Source organism: Moraxella bovis, assembly GCF_002014975.1.
GTDB classification, from domain to species: domain Bacteria; phylum Pseudomonadota; class Gammaproteobacteria; order Pseudomonadales; family Moraxellaceae; genus Moraxella; species Moraxella bovis.
Genome location: NZ_MUXV01000031.1, coordinates 1 through 23989, shown reverse-complemented (window position 1 = coordinate 23989; position 23989 = coordinate 1). Strand labels below are relative to the sequence as shown.

27 protein-coding genes and 1 pseudogene are annotated in these 23989 nt (G+C 44.8%); 15 read left to right on the top strand and 13 right to left on the bottom strand.

The genetic code is table 11. The features are described 5' to 3' along the window. Positions 1 to 14 precede the first annotated feature (14 nt). The 3 genes and pseudogenes from B0182_RS07735 to B0182_RS07725 all read left to right on the top strand — a co-directional run bounded on the left by B0182_RS07735 (position 15) and on the right by B0182_RS07725 (position 1595). A complete protein-coding gene (locus B0182_RS07735) occupies positions 15 to 389 on the top strand; it encodes a hypothetical protein (RefSeq protein WP_078274388.1) in 375 nt (124 codons plus the stop codon). 107 nt (positions 390 to 496) lie between these two features. Continuing rightward, positions 497 to 838 (top strand): hypothetical protein, encoded by a 342-nt coding sequence (locus B0182_RS07730; protein WP_078274387.1) that lies wholly within the window; start codon positions 497 to 499, stop codon positions 836 to 838. Next, positions 793 to 1595 (top strand): annotated as a pseudogene (locus B0182_RS07725) (SIR2 family NAD-dependent protein deacylase). Before B0182_RS07730 ends, B0182_RS07725 begins: the two are co-directional and overlap by 46 nt. Positions 1596 to 1631: 36 nt before the next feature. Here B0182_RS07725 and B0182_RS07720 read toward each other — a convergent pair. Further along, positions 1632 to 2909 (bottom strand): glutamate-5-semialdehyde dehydrogenase, encoded by a 1278-nt coding sequence (locus B0182_RS07720; RefSeq protein WP_078274385.1) that lies wholly within the window; start codon positions 2907 to 2909, stop codon positions 1632 to 1634. A gap of 257 nt (positions 2910 to 3166) precedes the next feature. After that, entirely contained in the window at positions 3167 to 3901 is a 735-nt protein-coding gene (locus B0182_RS14890; RefSeq protein WP_228157722.1) for a hypothetical protein, read from the bottom strand. A 242-nt stretch (positions 3902 to 4143) separates the two neighbouring features. On the opposite strand from B0182_RS14890, the gene argA reads away from it, so the two are divergent. Continuing rightward, a complete protein-coding gene (argA, locus tag B0182_RS07705; RefSeq protein ID WP_078274382.1) occupies positions 4144 to 5436 on the top strand; it encodes an amino-acid N-acetyltransferase in 1293 nt (430 codons plus the stop codon). 7 nt (positions 5437 to 5443) lie between these two features. On the opposite strand, the gene rarD is transcribed toward argA, so the two are convergent. Beyond that, a complete protein-coding gene (rarD, locus tag B0182_RS07700) occupies positions 5444 to 6358 on the bottom strand; it encodes an EamA family transporter RarD (protein ID WP_078274380.1) in 915 nt (304 codons plus the stop codon). Positions 6359 to 6497: 139 nt separating this feature from the next. Here rarD and B0182_RS07695 point away from each other — a divergent pair, with 139 nt between their 5' ends. From B0182_RS07695 to B0182_RS07690, 3 genes are all read left to right on the top strand, one after another. Next, positions 6498 to 6962, top strand: a complete 465-nt coding sequence (locus B0182_RS07695) for an Lrp/AsnC family transcriptional regulator (protein WP_078274433.1) — start codon at positions 6498 to 6500, stop codon at positions 6960 to 6962. 32 nt (positions 6963 to 6994) lie between these two features. Then, complete coding sequence (locus tag B0182_RS15185; protein WP_264676064.1) at positions 6995 to 7117, top strand: hypothetical protein; 123 nt, start codon at positions 6995 to 6997, stop codon at positions 7115 to 7117. A gap of 66 nt (positions 7118 to 7183) precedes the next feature. Then, complete coding sequence (locus B0182_RS07690) at positions 7184 to 7771, top strand: hypothetical protein (RefSeq protein ID WP_078274378.1); 588 nt, start codon at positions 7184 to 7186, stop codon at positions 7769 to 7771. Between the two features lie 110 nt (positions 7772 to 7881). Here B0182_RS07690 and B0182_RS07685 read toward each other — a convergent pair whose 3' ends face one another. Further along, positions 7882 to 9690, bottom strand: a complete 1809-nt coding sequence (locus B0182_RS07685) for a DUF294 nucleotidyltransferase-like domain-containing protein (RefSeq protein ID WP_078274376.1) — start codon at positions 9688 to 9690, stop codon at positions 7882 to 7884. Between the two features lie 73 nt (positions 9691 to 9763). After that, entirely contained in the window at positions 9764 to 10213 is a 450-nt protein-coding gene (locus B0182_RS07680) for a YbaN family protein (RefSeq protein ID WP_078274375.1), read from the bottom strand. 271 nt (positions 10214 to 10484) lie between these two features. Here B0182_RS07680 and B0182_RS07675 point away from each other — a divergent pair, with 271 nt between their 5' ends. Both B0182_RS07675 and B0182_RS07670 read left to right on the top strand, forming a co-directional pair. Continuing rightward, on the top strand, positions 10485 to 11060 hold the full coding sequence (locus B0182_RS07675; protein ID WP_078274373.1) for a biliverdin-producing heme oxygenase: 576 nt from the start codon (positions 10485 to 10487) through the stop codon (positions 11058 to 11060). 55 nt (positions 11061 to 11115) lie between these two features. After that, complete coding sequence (locus B0182_RS07670; RefSeq protein WP_078274371.1) at positions 11116 to 11721, top strand: HD domain-containing protein; 606 nt, start codon at positions 11116 to 11118, stop codon at positions 11719 to 11721. A 15-nt stretch (positions 11722 to 11736) separates the two neighbouring features. On the opposite strand, the gene B0182_RS07665 is transcribed toward B0182_RS07670, so the two are convergent. Beyond that, on the bottom strand, positions 11737 to 12147 hold the full coding sequence (locus B0182_RS07665) for a helix-turn-helix domain-containing protein (protein WP_078274369.1): 411 nt from the start codon (positions 12145 to 12147) through the stop codon (positions 11737 to 11739). Positions 12148 to 12287: 140 nt separating this feature from the next. Between B0182_RS07665 and B0182_RS07660 the strand changes: the two genes are divergently transcribed. The 3 genes from B0182_RS07660 to B0182_RS07650 are packed head-to-tail and all read left to right on the top strand — an operon-like array spanning position 12288 to position 13617. Then, positions 12288 to 12665 carry a hypothetical protein gene (locus B0182_RS07660; RefSeq protein ID WP_078274367.1) on the top strand — a complete coding sequence of 126 codons (378 nt, stop codon included), beginning with the start codon at positions 12288 to 12290 and terminating at the stop codon, positions 12663 to 12665. 58 nt (positions 12666 to 12723) lie between these two features. Continuing rightward, a complete protein-coding gene (locus tag B0182_RS14315; RefSeq protein ID WP_158079660.1) occupies positions 12724 to 12870 on the top strand; it encodes a hypothetical protein in 147 nt (48 codons plus the stop codon). 30 nt (positions 12871 to 12900) lie between these two features. Next, positions 12901 to 13617, top strand: a complete 717-nt coding sequence (locus B0182_RS07650; protein WP_078274363.1) for a hypothetical protein — start codon at positions 12901 to 12903, stop codon at positions 13615 to 13617. A 127-nt stretch (positions 13618 to 13744) separates the two neighbouring features. Here the strand turns inward: B0182_RS07650 and pnp are convergent, their stop codons facing one another. From pnp to B0182_RS07625, 5 genes are all read right to left on the bottom strand, one after another. Beyond that, positions 13745 to 15835 (bottom strand): polyribonucleotide nucleotidyltransferase, encoded by a 2091-nt coding sequence (gene pnp, locus B0182_RS07645; RefSeq protein WP_078274361.1) that lies wholly within the window; start codon positions 15833 to 15835, stop codon positions 13745 to 13747. Positions 15836 to 16144: 309 nt separating this feature from the next. Beyond that, on the bottom strand, positions 16145 to 16411 hold the full coding sequence (gene rpsO / locus B0182_RS07640; RefSeq protein ID WP_078274359.1) for a 30S ribosomal protein S15: 267 nt from the start codon (positions 16409 to 16411) through the stop codon (positions 16145 to 16147). Between the two features lie 175 nt (positions 16412 to 16586). After that, positions 16587 to 17189, bottom strand: coding sequence for an opacity family porin (locus tag B0182_RS07635; RefSeq protein ID WP_078274357.1), 603 nt, complete (start codon positions 17187 to 17189; stop codon positions 16587 to 16589). Between the two features lie 181 nt (positions 17190 to 17370). Further along, the gene (gene truB / locus B0182_RS07630) at positions 17371 to 18291 is read right to left on the bottom strand and encodes a tRNA pseudouridine(55) synthase TruB (protein WP_078274355.1); all 921 of its coding nucleotides are present in this window, start codon (positions 18289 to 18291) and stop codon (positions 17371 to 17373) included. Then, positions 18291 to 18704: a ribosome-binding factor A gene (locus tag B0182_RS07625; protein ID WP_078274353.1), complete on the bottom strand. Its 414-nt coding sequence runs from the start codon at positions 18702 to 18704 to the stop codon at positions 18291 to 18293. The genes truB and B0182_RS07625 overlap by 1 nt, the downstream gene beginning before the upstream one ends. Before the next feature lie 609 nt (positions 18705 to 19313). On the opposite strand from B0182_RS07625, the gene B0182_RS07620 reads away from it, so the two are divergent. The 3 genes from B0182_RS07620 to B0182_RS07610 all read left to right on the top strand — a co-directional run bounded on the left by B0182_RS07620 (position 19314) and on the right by B0182_RS07610 (position 22913). Continuing rightward, positions 19314 to 20162: a DUF2382 domain-containing protein gene (locus B0182_RS07620; protein ID WP_078274351.1), complete on the top strand. Its 849-nt coding sequence runs from the start codon at positions 19314 to 19316 to the stop codon at positions 20160 to 20162. A gap of 216 nt (positions 20163 to 20378) precedes the next feature. Continuing rightward, positions 20379 to 20837, top strand: a complete 459-nt coding sequence (locus B0182_RS07615) for a YsnF/AvaK domain-containing protein (protein ID WP_078274350.1) — start codon at positions 20379 to 20381, stop codon at positions 20835 to 20837. Positions 20838 to 21452: 615 nt separating this feature from the next. Continuing rightward, on the top strand, positions 21453 to 22913 hold the full coding sequence (locus B0182_RS07610; RefSeq protein WP_078274348.1) for a lytic murein transglycosylase: 1461 nt from the start codon (positions 21453 to 21455) through the stop codon (positions 22911 to 22913). Positions 22914 to 22975: 62 nt separating this feature from the next. Here B0182_RS07610 and B0182_RS07605 read toward each other — a convergent pair whose 3' ends face one another. Next, positions 22976 to 23788, bottom strand: coding sequence for an NAD(P)-dependent oxidoreductase (locus B0182_RS07605; protein ID WP_078274347.1), 813 nt, complete (start codon positions 23786 to 23788; stop codon positions 22976 to 22978). Next, the coding region (locus tag B0182_RS14885; RefSeq protein WP_244893666.1) for a prepilin-type N-terminal cleavage/methylation domain-containing protein at positions 23781 to 23989 on the bottom strand (209 nt) is incomplete at its 5' end. The genes B0182_RS14885 and B0182_RS07605, both read right to left, overlap by 8 nt.

Below are 23989 nucleotides of genomic sequence, written 5' to 3'. Positions count from 1 at the left end.
ATAAGGACAAAAAAATGAGTTATGGTGCTTTCGTACATTGTCGCTGTTTTCAAGACGATAAAATTCCAAAACCCTATTTTGCCGATTTTATAAAATATGATGAATGTGGTTTATATATTTATTTACCAAAAGAATTAGAAAACAACCAAGAAAAATCGCAAGACATTTTTATTGATTTCTATGATTGGGTAGAAATAGCGTGTACTCATAGAAATATGCACTTATTCAATCAAGATGTAGCCAATATTCCTACAATGAATAAATTTAAAAACTTTATTAAAACTTATAAAGATGATTATCCAATATTATATCAATATTTACTAACAGTAAATGAAGGCATTATACCGCCAAAATTAGCAGAACCACTATTAAAAAATTATGCAAATTAGAGAATATTCCAGAAAGACAGGGGGATTTTAATTGTATCTTACAGTCATTAACCCAAGTCGCCAAAGCGTCCATTGAAACAGGAAATTCTATTCATTGGTGTTAATAAATGCAATCAAACCACACCCAATTATTAACCCTTACCAATAACCGTTTAACCCATTTATTTAAACAAAATGGTAATGATAAACGGTTTATGGCGGAATTTCCTTATAAACTTGACCAAGTAGAAAAACATTGGCAAATTGATGAATATCATATTAATCCCACCTTAAATTCAGCACCAATGATTTTAACAACTTGTCAAATCACTTACCAAAATTTAGCGGTGGCGGATTGTCGCTTGTATTTTGATAAAAACGAGCGGTTGATTGATGAATTTTTTACCATAAAAGAGAATGAAAAATACCCACCATCAAAACCCTACTCCGCTCCGCTGATAGCCTACTAATTAGTGCAGGGGCAGGCATGGACGTGGATTCTGGCTTACCTGATTTTCGGGGCAATACTGGCATGTGGCAAGCCTATCCCGAGCTTGGCAGACAGCAGATGGACTTTACCACCATCGCCAACCCTGAGGCCTTCGCCCAAAATCCACGCCCCTTGCTTGGGGATTTTATGGACACCGTTTGGCACTGTACAAAGCCACCACGCCCCACGCAGGCTTTGGTGAGTTATTGGCACTTGCTGACCGCCTTGATTTGCCTTATTTTGTCTTTACCAGCAATGTGGATGGGCAATTTATCAAGGCAGGGTTTGACGCTGACAAGGTTTATGAATGTCACGGCTCTATTCATCATCTGCAATGTGTCATACCCTGCTCTGATAAAATTTGGACGGCGGACGACTTAACGCCTGTGATTGACAATGACAAATGCGAGTGGCTTGGGGCGTTGCCGACTTGCCCTGACTGTGGCGGGTTGGCTCGTCCTAATATTTTGATGTTTGGCGATTTTGCTTGGCAATCTCATCGCACGGACAAGCAAGAGACCCGCCTGCACGAGTTTTTGACGACCCACCAAAATCCTGTTGTCATTGAGATTGGAGCAGGAACAGCAATCCCGACGGTTAGACGCTTTGGCGATGGCTTTTCCCCACGCCTGATTCGCATTAACCTGCGAGAACCTGCCACGCCCCAAGGCGGTATTGGGCTTGGTATGGCGGGCATACATGGGATAGATGAGATTTGGCGGGCGTTGTGTGAGTGATTGCTTGGCAATATACCTTAAAACAACAAATTTCAATCACGAGCGAATCTCTCCATGTCCAAACACCACCCATTTTTGGGAAGTCAGCCCATGTAGTCCCACAGGCCCCCGAGCGTGGATTTTGTCTGTTGAGATACCAATCTCCGCCCCCAGTCCATACTCAAAGCCGTCTGCAAAACGGCTAGACGCATTGACCATGACCGAGCTTGAATCCACTTCACGGATAAATCGCCCACTGTTCTCATAGCTGTTTGTGATGATCACGTCCGTATGGTGCGAGCCGTAGTGGTTAATGTGGGCAATGGCATGGTCTAGGTCGTCCACGACTTTTACCGCCAGCATGGGGGCAAGGTATTCGGTGTACCAATCGTCATCGGTGGCAGGCTCTATGTTTACGCCAGTATTTGCCAAAATCTCTTTAGATTTGTCGCACACCCTAAATATCATGGCATCATCCACGCCATGCATGGCTTGGGTAATCTGTGGCAAGGCGGTATTAGCAATGTCCGCATGAACGAGCAAAGTCTCCATGACATTACACGGCGAGTAGCGAGACGTTTTGGCATTGACGCACACCTTGACCACCATGTCCATGTCCGCCAGACTGTCCACATAAGTGTGGCAGTTGCCGTCTAGGTGCTTGATGACTGGCACACGGGCGTTATTGGCGATACGCTCTATCAGTCCCCGCCCGCCCCGTGGGATAATCACGTCCACCACGCCCACCATAGCGATGAGCTTATCCACCGCATTACGGTCGGTCGTGGTTAGCACTTGCACCGAGTCGGTCGGTAGCCCTGCCTGCTCCAAACCTATATGCACCGCATGGGCTAGGGCTTGGTTGGAGTGAAAGGCTTCTGAACCGCCACGCAGGATAATGGCGTTGCCTGATTTGATGGCAAGACTCCCTGCTTCTATGGTAACGTTGGGACGACTTTCATAAATCATACCAATCACGCCAAGCGGTACTCGCATTTTGCCAAGCTGTATGCCACTGGGACGGTAGGTCATCTCGCTCATCTCGCCAATAGGGTCGGCAAGAGCCATCACGTCATCAAGCGAGCTTAATATACCATTAAACACTTTATCACTGATAATAAGGCGGTCAAGTAAGGCACTATCTAGCCCTTTATCCTTGCCGTTTTGTACGTCTATCTCATTGGCGGATAAAATCTCATCTTTTTGGGCGATGAGAGCCGATTTGATACAGGCTAGGGCGTGGTTTTTAGTCTTGGTGTCGGCTCGGGCAAGCGTAGCAGAAGCGGTTTTGGCACGCACGCCCACGTCATTCATGTAGGTGCTAAGGTCGGTCATGATAATCCTTAATGTGAGTGATGGGCTTATATTAAAGGCATTTTTTATAAAAAGCAACTTTTATCAAAACAGCAGTAAAAACAGCTTTGTCTCGCTGATACGCCATGACTTTTAAAAATGGTCTTGTAAAAACCATCTTTTTAAAACCATTTTTTAACATCACACTTTTTAAGCCATGATTTTTAAAAACAAACACACACAAAAATGACAACCCAAAGCCGTCATTTTAAGGTTTTAGAAATGTATTTGTTTGTGGTTTATTTTACCTTAGCACGGTATTTAACGACGCTCGTACCACCAAGACCGATATCTTCTAGCGTCCATCTTAGGGCTTTATAATCCGACAGAGGCAACTCTTGGACTTGTCCGCCGACATTGGCACGGATGGGCGAGCGGACAAAGCGACTGCCATCAATGGTCGCATGGGGGAATCTGGGGTGGATACCGCCAACCAACGCCAAACCATCGGCAATGCTTAGGGTAACGTCCATCGAACGCACTCGCTCCGAGCTGTTGTTGGTGAATAGACCTTGATATTCTAAGATGTCGCCTGATTTAACGGGCGTACCGGCATTAATGGGGGTTAGTGTTTCTTGACCGTTGATGTTTTGCACAATGAACGCATTCACCACGCTTTGAATCCCTGCTGATGAGCCTTGGCGTTGGGGAGCTTGGGTTTGAGCAGGGGCTTGCAAGGGGCTAACCGCCATCGGAATCACGGCAGGGGCAGGGTTTTGACCCAATGGGTTATAAATGGGGGTACTTTGCGGGGCGACCGTGACCACCCTGCCTGCCGTTGGGGTGTTTAGCGTTGGGGCATTCCGATTGGCTTGGGGGTTGGCGGTATAGCTAATCTCGCCTGCACTGGCTTGGTTTGGGACTGACTCTGTGGTCTCGGTCGGGGTGGGTAGCATGGCATGGGCTGACACGGCAACCGACAAGGCGGTCAGGGACAACACGGCAACACCGCCACGCAACATTTGGATAGGCATAATCATTCCTTCATTAACTCTATGGTAAAAATAAATGTTACCCATGATAGCATGAAAAGCTGTTGCGTGCGTTAAGCGTGCGTTTATTTATGGTAACTTTCTGCCAAATTTTGGCTAAATGGCAAGACATAACAAAAGACGGCACGATAAAAAAGGCACAAAAGACAAGTCATGAGACAATAATTTGATGAGTTTTGCTGATTTTATGATAAAATTCATCAAAAACACCATCATAGCACGCCATGACCCACCCAAACCCCATCCACTGGTTTCGCCACTCCTTGCCCTACATCAATACCCACAGGGGCAAGACCTTTGTCGTCATGATGACTGGTGAATCACTCGCCCATGACAGCTTTGCCACGCTGGTGCAGGATTTGGCACTACTGCACAGTTTGGGTATTCGCTTGGTGCTGGTGCATGGGGCAAGGGTGCAGATAAATGATGCCCTAGCACAGGCGAGACTGTCCGATGACACACCCTTTTGCCATGGCGTGCGTGTTACCCCCACATCTGCCATGCCGACCATTTTGGCGGTGGTCGGACAGCTTACCCTAAAAATCCAAGGCGAGTTTTCCAAAGGGCTTGCCAACACTCCCTTATTTGGGGCAAAAATCAGTACAGTAACAGGCAACTTTGTCAATGCCAAGCCCTTTGGCGTACGTCACGGCGTGGACTTTATGCAGACGGGCGAAGTCCGCCGTATCGACACCAAAGCCATCAAACACAGCCTTGACAATCATCACATCGTCATCGCCAACTCCATCGGCTTTTCAGCAACGGGTGATTTGTTTAATCTTGATGCCTTAGATGTCGCCACGCACATCGCCACATCACTGGTGGCGGACAAACTCATCATCTTAGACAAAAGTCTGACCGACTCGCACGGCTCGCTCATCAAAGAACTCACCGCCACAGAAGCTCACGAGCATATCGAAACATCCACGCTCGCCCCCATACTCACGCACGCCATTCACGCCTGCCAGCATGGTGTGGGGCGTGTTCAGCTTATCGACTTTGACAAAGATGATGCCTTACTGGGCGAGCTGTTCACCACAGACGGGCGTGGCACGATGATAAGCCAAAGCAACTATGACCACATCAGGCAAGCCACCGCCCTTGACATCATCGGTATCATGGCAATCATTCGCCCCCTAGAAGAGCAGGGCATTTTGGTTGCTCGCAGTCGTGAACGCCTAGAAGAGATGATAAATGAGTTTAGTGTCATGGAGCGAGACGGCAAAATCATCGGCTGTATCGCCATGCATGAGTTAGACGATGAGAGCGTGGAGATTGCCAGCGTTGCCATGCATGGTGACTATCGTAGTGGCGAGCGTGGGGCGAACCTTTTAAAATTTGCCGAACAAAGTGCCAAACGCAGGGGCAAATCCCGTCTGTTTGCCCTGACCACACGCACCTTGCATTGGTTTATTGAACATGGATTTGGCGAAACCACCCCAAACGAGCTACCTTGTGAGCGGTTTAAACAATGGCAAAACGGGCGAAATTCCAAGGTACTGATTAAACACATTTAGCCTGATGTTACCGCACCCACCGCTTCGCCACACCCTGTATTAACAAACAAATAATCCCCACCCAAATCAGCCCAAAACTTGTCAGCATCTGCCATTCAAACACCCCGCCCAGCACCGTAATGGCAAGGATAAACAATAACGCAGGTTCAAGATAACCAAGCAATCCGAACAAGGACGTGGGCAATAAGCGGTTGGCTTCTAGGTTCGCCTGTTGTGATAACACGCTGATGAGCCCCAAACCGATAACCTTTAATATCATCACAGGCGAGCCGATGACCGCCGACATCGCAGACGCATGAAAGCACAATGCCACAAGGCAAATGGGGGCGATGATACTCAAATCCACAAACAGCCCTGTCAAGGCAGGGATATTTTGTCGCCGTCTCATCACATAAAAAATCGGATAAGTCAAACACACCCAAAACGTCGCCCAGCTGACCTGCCCTGTCCGCATAATCTCCATGCCCACGCCCACGCCTGCACATGCCACCGCCAGCCGCTGCAAACGAGTCAGTCTCTCACCCATGACAAAGCCGACCAGCACCATCACCAGCGGAAACAAGAAATAGCCCATAGACACCGCCACGCCATGACCGTTTAGGGGTGCATAGACAAACAGCCACAATTGACTGGCGAAAATCGGCGTGGGGGCGAGTAACCACACCCAGCCCCGAACCCCTCTGACCCGAGATAATCCGCCCAGTACAGCGTCCCATTTGCCAAGCACGCTGATGAGTACCACCAAACACCCCCACATCATGACCATTCGCCACAAAAACACCGCTGTCCCTGTCAAAGGCGGTAGCCACTTGCTATAAGCATAGACCATGGCAAACATGACATTGGACAAAATGGCAAGAATTACGCCTAAGGCAAGGGTGTTTTTGGGTGGGGCAAATTGGCGTGGTAGGGCAAGGTTCATGACTTGGTTGGTGTGCTGGTAAAAGATGATGTATTATAAAAGGTTTTTTGATAAAATTTTTAAACTTTATCATCATGACGAATTTTTGCAAATATTGACTGGTTTTGATAAAATTTACCAAAAATTTTGCTTGCCAATCATGACTCAAAACACAGATGACGCCGACAAAACCCTGCTAAACCTACTCCAAAACGACTGCACCCTACCGCTTAAAACCCTTGCCGAGCATACAGGCACAACACCTGCCACTGTACAAGGGCGTATCGGTCAGCTCTGTCAAGACAAAATCATCACCAAACAAGTCGTCATCATCGACCCTGTTAAAGTCGGTCAAACCCTAAGCGTCATCGTACTGGTAAAAATGGCACAGTCTAGCGTGTCCATGCAACAGCGTTTTGAGCGCATCAGTCAGCACCACAGCGAGATTGTGGCGTGCTATGAGATTTCGGGCGATTATGATTTTGCTCTCATGGTACATAGCCCGTCCATGCAAGCCTACCACGCCTTTACCCGAGCGGTGCCAACTGCCGAGAATAATGTCGCCCATTTTAACAGCCAATTTATCATGAATTTTGTCAAATCAAGCACCAAAATCACGCTTTAACTGCTAGGGCGTGTTGAATATTGGTATTTGCAATGAAAAATGAGAAAAATCGCCCGTTTTTCAAGGAAAAAATGAAGTTTGATAGTCGTTCTATCAAACGAGCTTTTGACGATGAAAAACAAGATTTAGCCATTTTTCATGCAAAAATTGATTGATATTGTCAAATTTTCATCTTATTTTATAAAAATGTTATCAATGTTCAACATGCCCTAAGGATTATCATGAAATACACCCCCTTTTTAGTCGCCATGCTTGCCCTGTGTGCCTGCGATAAATCCGCCACCGAGCATAACTTTGCCCCTGCCACAAGTCAGTCGCCTGCCGAGCAACCGAGCAAGCCGTCCACCCCCGAGAATCCTCACGACTTACAAACCCTTGCCAGTGAGCTTAGCACATCCGACCCATCTGTCCTGCCTGATGTACAGCCACTAACCACCACTGATGGCAAAATCGCCCTTGACAAGACCCACATTCTCACCGACACGCCTAAGGCAGACACAGCAACGTATGACTACCCCATCGCCCTTGACAGCATGGCGGTAAAAAACTACGCCAAAGCCTATAACATCACGGACAAACAAGCCCAACACAGCATGGTCATCGCCATGGCAAGCCCCGAAGTGCTAAGCAAAATCCTAGACCAATTAAGAGACGGCAAATACATCGCCCATCAGCTCACCGATGGGGCAGACATGACGCTCGTCATCACGACCACCCCTGATGTCGTGGCGGATAAGTTTGATTATGTCTTTGCCGATGAGTTCGGGCGTGGTTTGGTGTTGCCAGTGATAATACAGCCCAAGGAATGATGTTAAAAGAAATGATGTTAAAGATGTTATTTTCAAGGCATGGTTAGGACGGATAATAGCCCGCCCTGCCTATGTATTGTATTTAAATGAGTGCTTGTGTCAATTTATCATCACACATTATGCAGTCCAAACTGCGATTTGACTTCATGTTTAAAGCGTTTGACCACTGCCAACGCATCTTTTAACAAATCACGCTCCAAGGTAGAAAGCAGTTCGGTATCCACCTGATTGGGGCTAATCGGCTCGCCATTTCGCACATAAAACAGCCCTGCTTTTAGGCGTAAATTCATCAAATACGCCAACGCATCTGCTGTGTCTTTGGCAAGTTGTTCGCTGATAATCCCTTGATTTTTAAGGGTAATTAGGCGGTCAAAGGTGGAAGTTTCATCAAGGCAGGCTTTTAGTGCCAACGCACGCACGCCATGCACCACAGGGAATAACCCCATTTTTTTGATGTCCATTTTGTGTGTTTCGCCCTTACCCAAAATCTTGGCAAAAAAGCCCCGATTGTGTTCGTCAAACTGCATAATCGCACGGGCAAAATTCATCTGCATGCCCACATCTTTATCCAAATGGGCATTCAGATGGCGTTTGACTTCATCAAACAAATCCGCCTTGCCTGCCACCGTCCGTGCGTCCAGAAATATCGCCATATCCATAAGACTTGTACCATCAGCACTTTTGCACCAATGGGCGACCGTGCGTTTGAAATCGCTCACCGTCTGGCACCATTTGGGATTGGATGCCATAATTCCACCCATACATGGCGGATAGCCAAATTTGGCAAGCGTGTCCGAAAACTCTACCGCATAGCCGTGCAGTGCTTCCATATCCACATCGTCATCGGCGATTAGGGCGTTGTCTTGGTCGGTTTTTAATACCTGCTCGCCCCGTCCTTCTGAACCCATCACAATCAGGCAAGTTTTGGCAACCATCTCAGGCGGTGCAATCAGCCCCCACGCCTTTTCAAAGAGTTGCCCGTTTAAGACTTGCATGAGTTTGGCAAGCTGAACGGCACTCATACCGCCTGCTTGCAAGGACGATACCGAATCGGTCATTTGCTGGGCGATTTGAGCAAGCTCGGACAAAGTATCGGCGCGGTGTAGGCGTTCGGCAACCAAATGGCTGTGGCTGGACAAATACGCCAAAATGTCCATCTGCTCCAAAAGCCCAATAATGCGTCCATTGTCCTTGACAGCAAGGCGTTGAATGCGGTGGCTCATCATCGTGAGTAAGGCATTGAACAAAAAATCCTCGCCATCAATGCCAATGATATTAAAATTGGCATAGGTGTGAATCGGGTCGTCCGTCCTTGCCCCACCCGCGATGACATCACGAAATATCGATTCGGTAATCAGTCCGATTTTTTTGCCATCATTGACCAGCACCGATTTGCTTTTGTTATCCTTCATCAGGCGGGCAAGCTCGGCAAGGGTCAGTTTTCCATCAACGCTTAGGGTGCTGTGGTGGTAAGCGTCAGCGACTTTGGCGTGAAATAGCCCAGAGATGTCCTGCCCTATATCGTGGGGGGTAAGGCTGTTAAAGCGTTCGACAATGCCCGTATAAAAGTATGCCCCAAAGCGGACATTTGAGCCAATCAGATTTAAAATCAAAGACTTAGGAATGGCATACACCAAAGACTGCTCGGCAGAAATAAAGCTGTGGGCGGAAGTTGCTTCAAACAGAGCACGAGCCTCAAAGCTGTCATTGGTGCGGTACAACGCCACCACGTCGCCATCATCGCCAAGCTCTTTGACCACGCCTTTGATGACGACATACAGAGCGTCCATCGGCTCGCCTGCGGTGATAATCGGGGCGTTGTCGTCAAAAAAGACGATTTGCACTTGTTTTTGCAAAAGTTTTTGTTCGGCAGGGTTTAGGGTGTTGTAGGGGGTAAAATTGAAATTAAATCTGTCCATGATGGCTTATCCATGCTTTTTGGTTGGTAAACATTATAGCATAAAATAACCACAGGACAAGGCATCAGGCATACTAAGCGTCAGGCAGGCGATACATCCAAATGGCAGTCACCAAACAAAGTATGCTTGTCAGCACCGCCACCCACAGCTTATCGGCAGGCAGTCGCCAAAACAAAAACGCACTGGATGCCGTCATCATGCCCCACGCCAAATATTTGGCAAAGCGTGGCATGGCACGTCGCTCTTCCCAATCGATGAGCATTTTACCAAAAATCTTGTGCCTAATGAGCCTGTCATGAAACTGCCGTGAGCTTTTCGCCCAGCAGTAACCTGCCAGCAGGATAAACACCGTGGTCGGCATACCGGGCAGTATCGCCCCCAAAATCCCAAGCCCCACAAAAATAAACCCCATGATAAAAAACGCCCAACGCAGTAAGACATTCTGATGTAGGCCGTGTTTGGGCAGTTGTGATGATGAGGTATGGTCGGGGTCGGTATAATCAGGGTCAGTGTGGTCGGACATGGCAATACAACAATCAAGGCAGGCTTGTACCTGCTATCGACAAGACGGTAGGCAGGCTCATCTTGCCATAAAAGCCCTATTATAGCACTTTGGCGGTCAGGGCGAGATTTAAAATATTGAAAATAAAAATCACCCACCTTTATAGAGCGATACAGCATAGCATAAATAAGGCATGTTTGTAAACATAAATGATTATTATTTTTTGTTTACAAATTGATAAAAATAGGTTATCTTATATCGGTTTTTAATATGTGTTTCACACAGGTGATTTATGAGCGAACTTACCCTAACCGAAGCCCTAAAAGAGCATTCACGCACTACCCACGATGCCGTGGACAACCTTGTCATGAGTATGGAGCCCTTTGCCAGTCATGACAACTACCGCAAATTTTTGCAAGCCCAGTATGAGTTTCACAGCACCGTAAACCCCATTTATCATAATGAAAAGCTAGCCAGTCAAATTGACGGCTTGGCACAGCTTGCCCGTCTTGACCGTGTCAAATCCGACATGAAAGACCTAGAAGCCACCCCTTTTGGCAGGGACGTAGAAACCCCCACCTTTACCGATAGTGAAGCCATTGGCTGGCTATACTGCCTAGAAGGCTCAAACGTGGGGGCGGCGATTTTATACAAAGAAGCAGGCAAAATTGACCTGTCCGATGAATTCGGTGCATCTCATCTGGCAGCTCATGCAAACGGACGTATGCCTCATTGGCGTGCCACCAAAGCCAAAATTGACGCCCTACCCCTGAGCGATGAGCAAAAACAAAGCGCTATGAAAGGGGCGGACGATGCCTTTGCGTATTTTAAACGAGTGATTCGTAAAGTGTACGGTACTCAAGCGTAATTATGCTATACTAAGTCGTTTGCTTCATCAAACGGCTTAGTTTTTGGTATATGATATGATAAATTATCTAAATTCTCATTGGCAGTTTATATTTTATCACGGTCATCAAACCCTTTTTGATAATCTCATCACCCACTACCAACAGCCCCACCGTCATTATCATAATCTCACCCATTTATCTGAATGTTTTATGTGGTTTGATGAAATAAAGGATAATTTATATCGTCCCGATTTGGTTGCCATTGCCCTTTTTTATCATGACGTAATTTATAATCCCAAAAGCCCCACCAATGAATACGACAGTTCGGTCATGATGAAGGATGAATTACAAGGCATGTTGTCCGATACAGATATTGGTATTACTGAGCGTTATATTCTTGCCACCAAAGACCATATCAATCCTTTAACGGGCGACGATAAAGCAGATTTAGATTATTTATTGGATATTGATTTGGCGATATTGGGAAGTGATTTTGATAGATTTGATGAATATAATCATCAAATCAGGCAAGAATATGCGTGGGTGAATGGACTGATTTACCATGTTAAAAGAAAATCGGTGTTAAAAGGATTTTATAACAAGGAGCGAATTTATTTAACCAATTATTTTTATCAAGCGTTAGAAAATAAGGCAAGGGATAATTTAAAAAGGTGTTTATAACACATCATTTTAAGCTTACCGCCTTGTCGAATCATTTTTTAGCAATTCTATAATTTGCTTTAAAGCTTCAATCTCCATGTCTTTTTGTTTCATCATCTCCTGCTGATGAGTGATAATAAGCGATAGCTTTTCCAAATCTTTATCGACCCCACTGCCTTGATAGTAACTAGAAAGAATGGTGCTAGAATTATCAGCCTTATTATCATTTGCCATAATTACAAGACCTTTATCGCTTAGATTGATTAGTTCAATCACATCAATATTTAACACTTGGGCGATTTTTTGTAATCTATCAAACTGCAATTTGGTCACCCCACGCTCAATCTTCGCATAACCACTACATGACATATTAAGCTCACTTGCCATAACTTCTTGGGAAATCCCTTTTGACTCTCTGGCAAGACGAATGCTTTGATGGATAGACATAAGAAAACCTACTTTGGGTTGGTGCTAGGTAAAAACTGGACAAAATACGCCCAATTTGGCAATCGTGTAGTTTTTAATTTTAGTATAATCTATCACAAAATACAAGTATTGTAATTTTATTTTATATTTTGGAGGCAGTTGTGAGTGGCAATAATAAACCAAATAGTAATTTCTTAGACCATATTATCATAGAAAAAGGGGAGTTTATTCTTTTCACCTTACCCGCCATTCTTTCCATTATGCTCATTTCTTTTGACCCCAACATCGGGTTGATTGGCGGTTTATTTTTCATGTTCTTTATTTATGCCGTGATATGTATTATTGATTCTGAATATTTAAAATATTTAGGATATCAAGATGGAAGTATTTCGTCATGGCAAAGATTTGTACCACCATTACATTTGAAAAACAGATCACAATTACTTGGAAATAAAGAAACATCCGCACTACAAAATACATGGGGGTTTGTGGCAGGTATTTTTGTATTTTTACTTGTAGGTGGCTTTATTTCCAAGTAATCTTGAAGGGCGTACGTGTGATACTGTTACAGAAATCATTCAAGACAATTGGGGCTATATGTCCGAGTGTGAATCTGTGGATTTAGAAGAGATTTCCAAGAATAGATATGCAGGCACCGCTTATTTGGATGATGGCGATACCGTGAGTGTTGTTGTTCATAAAAAGAAAAATGGCGGTGCAGAAGTTGTGGTCACACCATTTTAATAGTGCTTTTATAAAAATCAGGAATTGACAATGAAAAAATTTAAGCTTTTATCTATTACTTTATTAGGATTGCTTTTATTAGCTTGTGATAAGCCCGAACCGTCTAGCAATAAACAAGGTCTGGGAAGCCGATATGAAGAAATAAAAGATTTAAGTAACCTGCCACCCATTGAAACTGGCAATGCGACAGCGATTGAAAAATACACTGCCGAAATTGACAATTCTTGCAACTCTAATATCATGTGTAATATAGAAAATGCTTATGCACATTATGACGCCATGAATAAAGACTTACAGCATAACCGTCATTATCAACCTGTTTATAATAAAAACGTTAATGGTTATTTTGCCCTTCAATGTGGCTCAGATTCCATTCAAAACATTGCTCGTTATCGCATTAGCAATGATTTTCGCATTGATGTGATAACAAGAGATGGTCATCATTTTTGGTGTAAAGGTGAATATAATCTCATCAGTTTTCTTCGTGGAAGACGGGTTGAATACATGAAGTTCAACAATACCAAAAGTGACACTCCCACCAAGTCCCGTCCAATCACAGGCATTCCTAGTAACAATCTTGATAATTCTGCGACTTTTAATTCAGATTCTTATCATGGGGATGATTTGGGCAATGTAGATTTTGACAGCCCTGAATTTGATGATGAGTTTGGCGATGAATTTGAAACCGATTGCGGGCAAATTGATTGTGAGCTTATGGACATTAACGGTTATGATGATGGCTTATAAAGAAGCTGCTGATTTAGCGTAATTTAATCTGCCCCATACACTAAAATATCCACATTATTAATCCAAAAAAAAGAATTAACCCAACAAAAACCGCCCCATTTGGAGCGGTTTTACACCAGTCAAGCAATTACTGCTCAATGCCCTTCATCGTCAATTTAATGCGTCCACGATTGTCAATGTCTTGGACTTGAACCTTGACAGTTTGACCCTCGGCTAGGTAGTCGGTTACATTCTCAACACGCTCATCAGAGATTTGGCTGATATGCACCAAGCCGTCCGTACCTGGTAAAATGGTAACAAATGCCCCAAACTCCACAATGCGAGCCACCGTCCCTGTATAGATTGCACCCACTTCCACTTCGGCGGTGATGGCTTCAATCTTGGCGATGGCGGCACGGGTAGACGCCTTTGACTCGCCAAAGATACGGATTGTACCGTTGTCGTCAATGTCCACAGTCGCCCCTGTCTCTTCGGTCAAGGCACGAATGGTTGCCCCACCCTTACCAATCACATCACGGATTTTTTCAGGGTTAATCTCAATGGTGGCATAGTTTGGAGCATGAGCATTAATCTCGGTGCGAGATGTGGCAATGACTTTATTCATGGCATTTAGGATATGAATACGCCCTGCGTGAGCTTGTTTTAGGGCTTGCTCCATGATGTCGGCGGTAATGCCTTCAATCTTGATGTCCATTTGTAGGGCGGTGATACCATTGACCGAACCTGCCACTTTAAAGTCCATATCGCCCAAATGGTCTTCATCACCCAAAATGTCCGATAGCACCGCAAAACGCTCGCCCTCTTTTACCAATCCCATAGCAATACCTGCCACAGGGGCTTTTAGTGGCACGCCTGCATCCATAAGCGACAACGACGCACCGCACACGCTCGCCATAGAGCTTGAACCATTAGACTCAGTAATGTCCGACACCACACGAATGGTATAAGGGAAACGCTCCGCCTTAGGCAATACCGCTTGCACGCCACGGCGAGCCAGACGACCATGCCCGATTTCACGGCGTTTTGGGCCACCTTCACGACCTGTCTCGCCCACCGAATAATGTGGGAAATTATAATGTAGCATAAAGTGGTCTTGCTTGGTGCCTGACAGCGTATCCACCAAGTTCACATCACGGCTAGTGCCTAGCGTTGTGGTTACAAGGGCTTGGGTCTCGCCACGGGTAAACAGGGCAGAACCATGCGTATAAGGCAACACGCCCACTTGGATGTCGAGTGCTCGCACGGTCTCCAAATCGCGTCCATCAATACGGGGCTTGCCTGATAGGATATTATCACGCACGGTGCGGTATTTTAGGGTTTCAAACAGCTCTTTGATTTGAGCGACTTTGTCAGCATAGTCTTCTGCCGTCTCATCGCCCGCCAGTGCCAAGGCTTCTGTGGCAAGCTCATCTAAGCGAGCATAGCGGTCTTGCTTGACGGTAATGGTGTAGGCTTCGCTCACTTTGGCGGTGAATTGCTCTTTTAGTTGGGCGTTTAGCTCTTCGTTAATCGTAGGGGCGACAAATTCGGCTTTGGTATTGCCTACCGCTGCCGCAAAGGCATTGATGTTATCAATGACAATCTGCTGTTGTGCGTGTCCGTACAGCACCGCTCCAAGCATTTGGTCTTCTGATAGCTCGTCCGCTTCGGATTCCACCATCAGCACGGCAGATTTGGTACCTGCCACCACTAGGTCAAGCGAGCTGTCTTTCATCTGGGCAAGGCTTGGGTTTAGAATGTATTCATTGCCAATAAAGCCCACACGAGCTGCTCCGATAGGGCCGCTAAATGGAGCAGGAGAGATTGCCAATGCCGCAGACGCACCAATCATCGCTGCAATGTCGGCATCTTGGGTTTTGCCCGATGAGATAACCGTTGCCGTTACTTGGATTTCGTTAAAATACCCTTCTGGGAATAGCGGACGGATTGGACGGTCAATCAGACGAGAAGTCAAAGTTTCAAATTCTGACGCACGACCTTCACGCTTGCCATAGCCCCCTGGGATTTTACCCGAAGCGTACATTTTTTCTTGGTAGTTTACGGTGAGTGGGAAAAAGTTTTGCCCTGCCACAGCTTCGGGACGCACCACAACCGCCACCAGTACCGACACATCGCCCATATGCACAAGCACGCTGTTGGCTTGGCGAGCGACACGCCCTGTTTCTAGGACAACTTGCTGATTGCCATATTGAAATTCTTGACGAATGATATTAAACATAGGTTTTCCTTAAATGATTGGGTTTGTCATTGATAAGATGATTTAAAGCCCTAAGAGATGTTTTTTTTGGATATTTAAAAATTGTATGGGAAAATTGATTTAACTTTAACCAAAATCAATACTTTATCACAGAGCAAGTTGCAATTTACCCCTACAAATCCACCCAAAAAATCATCAGTTTATAACGTTAAAAAAACATCTCTTAGAGTTCTAAATCTCACCCTTATCAATAATTTATAAACTTAAAACAACAAAAACGGCACGCAAACGCACACCGTTTTTGACAAAATTAGACAGCCTAATTTGAAATTAACGGCGTAGTCCAAGCTCAGCGATAAGGGCAGAGTAACGCTCGGTGTCTTTACCTTTTAGGTAGTCTAGTAGCTTACGGCGTTGGTTTACCATGCGGATAAGACCACGGCGACTGTGGTGGTCGGCTTTGTGGGCTTTGAAGTGGTCTTGTAGGTCGTTGATACGAGCGGTCAATAAAGCCACTTGCACTTCTGGGCTACCAGTGTCGTTTTCGCCACGTTTGAATTTGGCGATAATATCGAAACGTTGTTGGTTGGTTAGCATAACTAATCCTTAAAATACGCAATGCGGATACATTTGGGTAAGCTGTGCATTGCCAAAGCCTACCTAAGCCTAATGGCGTAAAATTTTTATTATAACACAAAAATTTTAAAAAGTCATTTAAAATTACAAATCAAAACCCCCTGCGTGGAGAGACAGAGGGTTTTGAAGGGGTAGATTAGAAGTTATAACGAACGCCGATTTTGCCACCGTATTCTTTAACTTTAAAGTTATCCACCTTGCCTAAGTGGTTGTATTCTACGCCACCGTCAATGGTCCATTGTGGGTTGATGGCGTATGATACACCCGCCACCGCACCTAAGCCCACTTGTGTTTTTTTGGCAGTCGTTGATGAAAAGAAAGACTCTGCACCAACAGAGGCCTTATTGCTGATGTCTAGGTTGAGTTTGTTGACGCCCACCCTTGCACCCACATAGGGCGTAAATCCTGACACAGAAGTGAAGTCATAAAATGCAGACACGCCCACAGATTGTGCTTTAACATTTGTTTTGCGGTAGTCGCCTGCCACATCAAAGCCTGTTTCTTTGTGTTCTAGCTCGCCAAAATGAGTGTAATCTAGGGCGTAACGAGTAGCACCATAATCGCTACCTACCGCCACAGAAAATGCGGTGTCGCTGTCTTTTACTTTCTTTTGGCTTCGGTCATCTTTGACATCAAGTTTAGATGTGCCTACCAAACCTTGTACATAAGGACTGCCAACATTGGCGGTTGCGGTGATGGACACGCTGGCGATGATCAGTGCTGGGAGTAATTTTTTCATGGGTTGTACCTCAAATCTTACAAAAAGTTAGGTGTTTAATGTTATTTATAAAAACTTATTATCAGTAAATCATTATTTATGATAAAAAGCAGGTGTATATTATGCCTAAATCGAATAAATTTCAAGTAAAATTATGTTAAGATGAAAATTAATGCAAAAATATTCTCTGATTTTAAGAGGCTCACGCCACCAGTCTTATCGGTTGCAGTCGCCCAATCATCGCCACTTGCCCAAGCCCGACAAACTCATCATCATGATATAGCCGAATTTGTACAGTCTCATCAGTAAAGCTCGCATCATCAAGGCGGTCTTTGATGTTTAGCCGTTGCCCCATTTTAATGCGTGCCGTTTCGTCTGTGGTGAGTTTGATAATAGGTAAATGATTAAGCAGAACATCAACGGGTAATAGCTTGCCAAATCGCTCATCAAATGACAAATTCGCCAAATCATCAAGGCTTATCGCCCCTGCCACGTCAAATCCGCCCGTACTGGTGCGGTGCAAAGCGGTCAAATGCCCCACCGTGCCAAGACGCTCGGCTACCGTCTCGCCCAGCACTCGCACATAAGTACCTTTGGAGCAGATGACATCAAGGGCGATTTCGTTATCGCTTAATTTATTTAAAGCCAAATGATGAATGACAATGGGGCGTGGAGCTCGCTCTATCTCAATGCCGTCTCGGGCGTATTCGTAGAGTTTTTTGCCGTCTTTTTTTAGGGCGGAGTACATGGGCGGGGTTTGTTGTTGTTCGCCCAATAAATCGCAAGCCAATTCATCAAGCCCCTGCTCGTCAAAGGTTGGCACATTTTTTTGGGCGATGATTTGCCCTTCTTTGTCGCCTGTGTCGGTCTGCTCGCCAAGTTTGATAATGGCGGTGTAGCCCTTATCGGCGTCTAGACCAAAGGAGCTAAATTTGGTCGCATCCCCTAAACAAATCGGCAAAAGCCCTGTCGCCATGGGGTCAAGCGTGCCTGTATGACCTGCTTTTTTGCTGTCAGAATCTGATGACATAAACAGGCGTTTGGCTTGGGCAAGAGCCGAATGCGAACTGATACCGCTTGGCTTATCTAAGAGTAGCACCCCAGAAACGATTTGTTTTGCCATTAGCTGTTATCCACGTCATTGGCACTGCTCTCGCCCGTCTTTTTCATGGCTTCATTCACCAGATTCATCATGTGGTTGCCGTGAGCGGTAACTTCATCATAATGAAAACGTAGGCGTGGCGTGGTGCGGGTTTTCATGGTGGCGGACAGCTCGGTACGCAAAAAGCCCGAGGCGTTTTTTAATACTTGCAGGCTCTCACGGTGAGCATCAATGTTCATGCCACCGTCCGTATCGCCGTTTTTGGACGGCTCCAAAATGGTGACATAAACATCGGCATAACCCAAATCAGGGCTAACTTTAACACTAGAAATGGTAACAAATCCCGTCAGGCGTGGGTCGTTAATCTCATCACGGATAAGCACCGACAAGGTACGCTGAATCTGGTCGGCTAGGCGTTGTAAGCGTTGGCTCATGGTTTTCTCTCTTGTTGTTTGGTTTTTGGTGGTTATTGATGGGGTTAGTATAGCCGATTTTTGGGAATTTGGCGATTTTTAATGTCAATGCACTCATCATCGGTGTTTTTATTGATATGATTAGGGCGTGCCTGCCATTGATAACATTTTTACAAAGTAAGATGAAAATTTAACACTTTAATCTATTTTTACATGAAAAATGGCTAATTTTCTCACTTTTCATTGCAAACACCAAAGGCAGGCACGCCCTAATTATTTTATTTTTATAAAAATCAATAATTTATGTTAGTTTTCATCTATATTAAGATAATTTAATGTAAATATAAAGATAATTTAAAAAAATAATCTACCATTTTTTATGAAAATTGAATGACCATTTGATGAAAAATTACCCAGCCATAACACAAGACAACACAATTTTTCACAGTTTACATGAAGTTACCAAGTCTTACATTTGGCGAACCAAACACACGTGAAAAAGCCCTATTTTTTACCAACTTATCCTATTTTTCATGTCAAAACATCTCTACAATACACTCATCAAGTCAAGCACATGAAGCACTTGTAAGTTGCCATAAGGCATTTATTAATATCACTTAGGAGAAACATATGAGCCGTTTAGTTCGTTTACAAGACATTGAAGCCACCGAGCGTGAAGTATTGGGTGCAGACTACTACAACCCAGCAGGCAAAACCGCTTATGGCCTTGGCGAAGAGAAAATCGGTAAAATAGAAGATGCCCTTGTAGAAGTAGAAACAGGACGTGTGCGTTATCTTATCGTTGATGTAGGCGGTTGGTTCAGCTCAAAAGAAGTGCTTATCCCAGCGGGTCTATCTCGCATTGTTGGCGATGATGTGTACTTTGATAGCCTAACCAAAGACCAAGCAGAAGTTATGGAAGCCTACGACCGTGATTATGTCTATAACTACCAAGAACAATATGCCAAAGACCGTGAGTTTTTCGCTGCCGAGACACTGCCTGCCGAGAGCCGTGTTGAGCTGACCGAAAACCACTACACCGCACCCAACACTCTAGAGTTGCTCGAAGAGCGTCTATCTGTGAATAAAGACCGTATCGTCTCTGGCGTGGCAAGTATTGGTAAACGTGTGGTAAGCGAAGAGCAACGTGTTGAAGTTGAGCTACAAGAAGAGCACGCCCATATCGAGCGTACTGCCGTAAACCGCCCAACTGACCGTCGTATCGGTGATGATGCTGGGGTTGCCACCGTAAGCGTTGAGCTAGAAGCAGAGCGTGCTAATGTGAGCAAAGACACCTTTGTTACCGAAGAAGTAACGCTGGGCAAGACCACTGGCACTCGCACCGAGACCATTTTGGAAACCATTCAGCGTGAAGAGCTAAACGTGGACGACCTAGGTAACATAGTTGATCGTGAAGGCAACGTGGTTAACTATGAAGGTATTACCGCCGATGAAGTTCGCCGTGCTCGTGGTCTGTAATCCGACCACGGCCAAAAAGTCAGGGCAATGCTCTGGCTTTTTTGGGTTTTGGCGTTATTGACTGGTGTTTTGATGGTTAGATTCATGTTTATTCAATGAATTTTTTAAATTTATCTTTGCTAAATTGACATGTATTAGAATAACCACCATGCCCAATTTTCAACTTTTAAACCAAAACTTAAAAATCTACAAATTTGTTAAAATTAAGGACAATGTATGTCAAACCCTAAAGATAAGCGTGATGACGTCACCACTGATAATCCACAAACCCTAGAGTTACTCGCTGAGCGGTTGGTTGTTGATACCCAAAAAATGCAAGTAGGCAAAGTTATCCTTGAAAAAGTTGTCCGCACCAAGACGGTCAATGTCCCTGTGGAGCTGACCGAAGAGTATCTTAGCATTCGGATTGTCAATAATAATTTAATGGCACTGCCAGATACAGTCATGGCAGATGATGACACGCCTGCCACTGTACTCATGAATGGCACGCCCATGAGCGAGCCTATGGAGATTTTAATCAGCAAAGAAGTAGCAAAGCTAAGCAAAGAGACTCATGTCGCCGAAGAGATCAACCTACACAAATACAGCCAAAATATCAGCAAAACGATCAGCGGCACTGTGCAACATGAAGAGCTTGTGGTAACAGGCGATGAGTTTTTGGACAAGTCATCTTAAGGGATGTCACCCATTGATGATTAATTTTTAAGGCTTGCCTACCTTTGGTATATGTAATGAAAATCACAAAATGGCGATATTTTTCAACATGAAAATAAACCACAAAGAGTAAGTAATCCCAGTTACCAAAAAGCACTTTTTTATCATGACAAAATCGATTATGATAGGCTAATGTCGTATTATATTTGTTTTTAATTAGTTTTTTTAAAATATATTTCTTTTCAAACCCCAATTTTTGCGGATTTTTTAAAATTTCAACCCCAGTATTTATAAGTACAAGGGTTTATTTTTAGTTTATCTCATAAAGATGTCTGGGACGTGTTGAACTTCGGTACTTACAATGAAAAATGAAAAAATCGCCCATTTTTCAAGGAAAAGTCCGCAGTTGATATTGAAATATCAACAAGGATTTTGACGATGAAAAATAATTCAACCACTTAATTTAAAGAAATTAAGGTAAAATCTTGAAAATTTACACGATTAAGTGGTCGGATAGCCGTTTTTCATGCAAAAATTGGTTGAAATTGTCAAATTTTCATCTTGATTTTAAAACAATTCTATCAATGTTCAACACGTCCTAACAACTTCCAAACCCAAAATTTATCGGATACCCCTATGACCTATTTTAAACCCCTAGCACTTAGCATTATTGCTTTGACAACCATCAGTACTACCCATGCCAACGACCTGCCCACCCTATCCCAAAGCCATTTTGACCAATGCCTAAACACCCTAAAAAACAGCAGTAACTTTCGTGGTGTCGCCAGCACCTTTGAGCAGTACCGACCGAGTAGCCCTGACCCAACGGTGATTCGCTCACTCAACTATCAGCCTGAATTCAAAAAACACGCATGGGACTATCACGCCTCACTGGTTGATAGCGAGCGTGTGGCAGATGGTCTGCGTGCCAAACACGAGATGGCGGACGTACTAAGACGCATTGAAAACCGCTACGGGGTCAAGCCCGAACATGTGCTTGGCGTGTGGGGTGTTGAGAGTAATTTTGGGCAGACCCTTGGCAAAAAGGATTTGTTTACCAGCCTTGCCACGTTGTCTTGCTTTGACCGTCGCCAATCATATTTTCGTGGCGAATATGCTAGTGCCTTACGCATCGTCCAAAATGGCGACATTCGCCCACAGGACATGACAGGCTCGTGGGCAGGAGCATTTGGTCAGACTCAGTTTATGCCTAGCACCTTTTTGGAATTGGCGGTAGATTTTGATAATGACGGACGTAAAGACCTTGTCAATTCTAAGGCAGACGCATTGGCAAGTACCGCCAACTTTCTTGCCAAAAAAGGCTATCGCACTGGCGAGCCTTGGGGTTATGAAGTCAAACTAAATGGCTATTCAGGGTCAAGTGGTCGCACCAACAAAAAATCCATCAGTCATTGGCAAAACATGGGCATCACCCTACCTGACGGTCGTCCCCTACCGAACAACATGGCATCAGCAGGACTACTGCTACCTGCTGGGCGACAAGGGCCGGCTTTCTTAGTGGGTAAAAACTTTGATATGTTCTATTCTTATAATACTTCTGAAAGCTATGCTCTTGCCATCGCTCATCTTTCTACCTTGATTGAAAATAACGACACCAATGTTAATTTTGCCACCCCTTGGCCGACCGATGACCCTGGCATCAGTCGTCGCGAAGCCAAAGAAATTCAGCAAGCACTCATTAATAACGGCTACAACATTGGCAACGTTGATGGCATTATCGGTGACAACACTCGCATTGCCATCAAGGATTATCAGCGTAAAATGGGCATGCCTGCTGACGGACGTGCAGGACAAAAGTTCTATCGTCTCATCATGGGCAATACTGGCAATGTCAGCCCAACCTATCCGCCCGTGTCCAGCCCCGCACAAAGTGTGAATTACGGCAATCAAACAGGCACAGTACAAATCCGCCAAGACAGCCTAAACCTGCCCCAAAACCCAAACTCATCATTTAGTATCTCTCGGGGGTCGGTTAGTCAAAGTTCTTATGGTAATGTTTCTCATGGCGGTGTCGTTTATCGTCGCATACAAAATTCTGATGGGACGACGAGCTTAGTGCCTATTAATAGCCATTGATATTATAGAACCAAAAAAAGGAGTGATAACATTCACTCCTTTTTATACATTCCATCAATTAACTAACACCCATAACCCATCTGATAATCCTTAAAAACAAGCCAATCATCCACATTACCCCGAATGCGTTTGCCTGTGGGCGTAGTGTGAATAATCTTTGGCGGGAGATACTCATATTTTTGACACAAAAAGTTTATCACTTCAAGACTGGTAACAGGCTTACAATCACTTACCAAATACATAGGCTTGACAGCACTCAGAGTTAATACCTGACAAATCACTTGTATCAAATCATCACGATGAATGCGATTGGTATAATGGGCGGACGGCACGCCATTGATATGGGCAGACTGAGCAAGACGGTTCATTCGCACACTCTCACTGTGGTAAATACCAGACGGTCTGACTATCGCACACCGCTCGCCAAAGGCATCCTGTAACACTTGCTCAGCCTGTAATAACACGCAGGCGGTATCCGTACTGGGGTGTGTTGGCGTGTCAACATCCACCCACTCACCCCCATTCTCGCCATATACAGATGTAGATGAGACAAATAGCACACGGTGGAGGTTTGGCAGATTCAGTCCTGCGATATGCTCACACACTGCCAAATAACTCTCACGATAGGCTTGTACTCTATCGGTCATCTCACGGTTTGGTGTGATGATAATGGCGATATGGCTAAATGGAACAAGTTCATCTTGAGTGAGCATTCTTGCGTCTTTTTGCCAAAATTGTACAGGCTCATCATAACTCTTGGCAGTGCGTGCTAACCCCGCCACATCATATCCTGCGCGGGATAACATTTCGGCAACTTCCTTACCGATGTCGCCCTGTCCGACAATCAGATATTTATTTTTTCGTTCATCAATCATCTTCCATCCCCCGCAAAACCCGCATCACACTAGGATAAGCAATCATACCAATCATACCAATCACAACCACTACCACCATCAACTCAATCAACGTAAACGCCTTTTGCCCACCCATTAATATCACCCTACGCACAAGCAAGTTACTCACATAAATAATTATAAGTAAAGTTAGGTCAGCTATTATACACAAATTCAAGGATT

What these genes read in the sequence shown, in the direction of transcription:
- B0182_RS14315 (WP_158079660.1), top strand. Translation starts at nt 12,724, where the DNA reads ATGTCCGAGTGTGAATCTGTGGATTTAGAAGAGATTTCCAAGAATAGA.
- rpsO (WP_078274359.1), bottom strand. Translation starts at nt 16,411, where the DNA reads ATGCTAACCAACCAACAACGTTTCGATATTATCGCCAAATTCAAACGT.
- B0182_RS07685 (WP_078274376.1), bottom strand. Translation starts at nt 9,690, where the DNA reads ATGGACAGATTTAATTTCAATTTTACCCCCTACAACACCCTAAACCCT.
- B0182_RS07615 (WP_078274350.1), top strand. Translation starts at nt 20,379, where the DNA reads ATGTCAAACCCTAAAGATAAGCGTGATGACGTCACCACTGATAATCCA.
- B0182_RS07680 (WP_078274375.1), bottom strand. Translation starts at nt 10,213, where the DNA reads ATGTCCGACCACACTGACCCTGATTATACCGACCCCGACCATACCTCA.
- B0182_RS14890 (WP_228157722.1), bottom strand. Translation starts at nt 3,901, where the DNA reads ATGCCTATCCAAATGTTGCGTGGCGGTGTTGCCGTGTTGTCCCTGACC.
- B0182_RS07735 (WP_078274388.1), top strand. Translation starts at nt 15, where the DNA reads ATGAGTTATGGTGCTTTCGTACATTGTCGCTGTTTTCAAGACGATAAA.
- B0182_RS07730 (WP_078274387.1), top strand. Translation starts at nt 497, where the DNA reads ATGCAATCAAACCACACCCAATTATTAACCCTTACCAATAACCGTTTA.
- B0182_RS07665 (WP_078274369.1), bottom strand. Translation starts at nt 12,147, where the DNA reads ATGTCTATCCATCAAAGCATTCGTCTTGCCAGAGAGTCAAAAGGGATT.
- B0182_RS07720 (WP_078274385.1), bottom strand. Translation starts at nt 2,909, where the DNA reads ATGACCGACCTTAGCACCTACATGAATGACGTGGGCGTGCGTGCCAAA.
- B0182_RS15185 (WP_264676064.1), top strand. Translation starts at nt 6,995, where the DNA reads ATGAAAAATGAGAAAAATCGCCCGTTTTTCAAGGAAAAAATGAAGTTT.
- B0182_RS07625 (WP_078274353.1), bottom strand. Translation starts at nt 18,704, where the DNA reads ATGAGCCAACGCTTACAACGCCTAGCCGACCAGATTCAGCGTACCTTG.
- B0182_RS07670 (WP_078274371.1), top strand. Translation starts at nt 11,116, where the DNA reads ATGATAAATTATCTAAATTCTCATTGGCAGTTTATATTTTATCACGGT.
- B0182_RS07650 (WP_078274363.1), top strand. Translation starts at nt 12,901, where the DNA reads ATGAAAAAATTTAAGCTTTTATCTATTACTTTATTAGGATTGCTTTTA.
- truB (WP_078274355.1), bottom strand. Translation starts at nt 18,291, where the DNA reads ATGGCAAAACAAATCGTTTCTGGGGTGCTACTCTTAGATAAGCCAAGC.
- B0182_RS07620 (WP_078274351.1), top strand. Translation starts at nt 19,314, where the DNA reads ATGAGCCGTTTAGTTCGTTTACAAGACATTGAAGCCACCGAGCGTGAA.
- pnp (WP_078274361.1), bottom strand. Translation starts at nt 15,835, where the DNA reads ATGTTTAATATCATTCGTCAAGAATTTCAATATGGCAATCAGCAAGTT.
- rarD (WP_078274380.1), bottom strand. Translation starts at nt 6,358, where the DNA reads ATGAACCTTGCCCTACCACGCCAATTTGCCCCACCCAAAAACACCCTT.
- B0182_RS07675 (WP_078274373.1), top strand. Translation starts at nt 10,485, where the DNA reads ATGAGCGAACTTACCCTAACCGAAGCCCTAAAAGAGCATTCACGCACT.
- B0182_RS07610 (WP_078274348.1), top strand. Translation starts at nt 21,453, where the DNA reads ATGACCTATTTTAAACCCCTAGCACTTAGCATTATTGCTTTGACAACC.
- argA (WP_078274382.1), top strand. Translation starts at nt 4,144, where the DNA reads ATGACCCACCCAAACCCCATCCACTGGTTTCGCCACTCCTTGCCCTAC.
- B0182_RS07635 (WP_078274357.1), bottom strand. Translation starts at nt 17,189, where the DNA reads ATGAAAAAATTACTCCCAGCACTGATCATCGCCAGCGTGTCCATCACC.
- B0182_RS07690 (WP_078274378.1), top strand. Translation starts at nt 7,184, where the DNA reads ATGAAATACACCCCCTTTTTAGTCGCCATGCTTGCCCTGTGTGCCTGC.
- B0182_RS07695 (WP_078274433.1), top strand. Translation starts at nt 6,498, where the DNA reads ATGACTCAAAACACAGATGACGCCGACAAAACCCTGCTAAACCTACTC.
- B0182_RS07605 (WP_078274347.1), bottom strand. Translation starts at nt 23,788, where the DNA reads ATGATTGATGAACGAAAAAATAAATATCTGATTGTCGGACAGGGCGAC.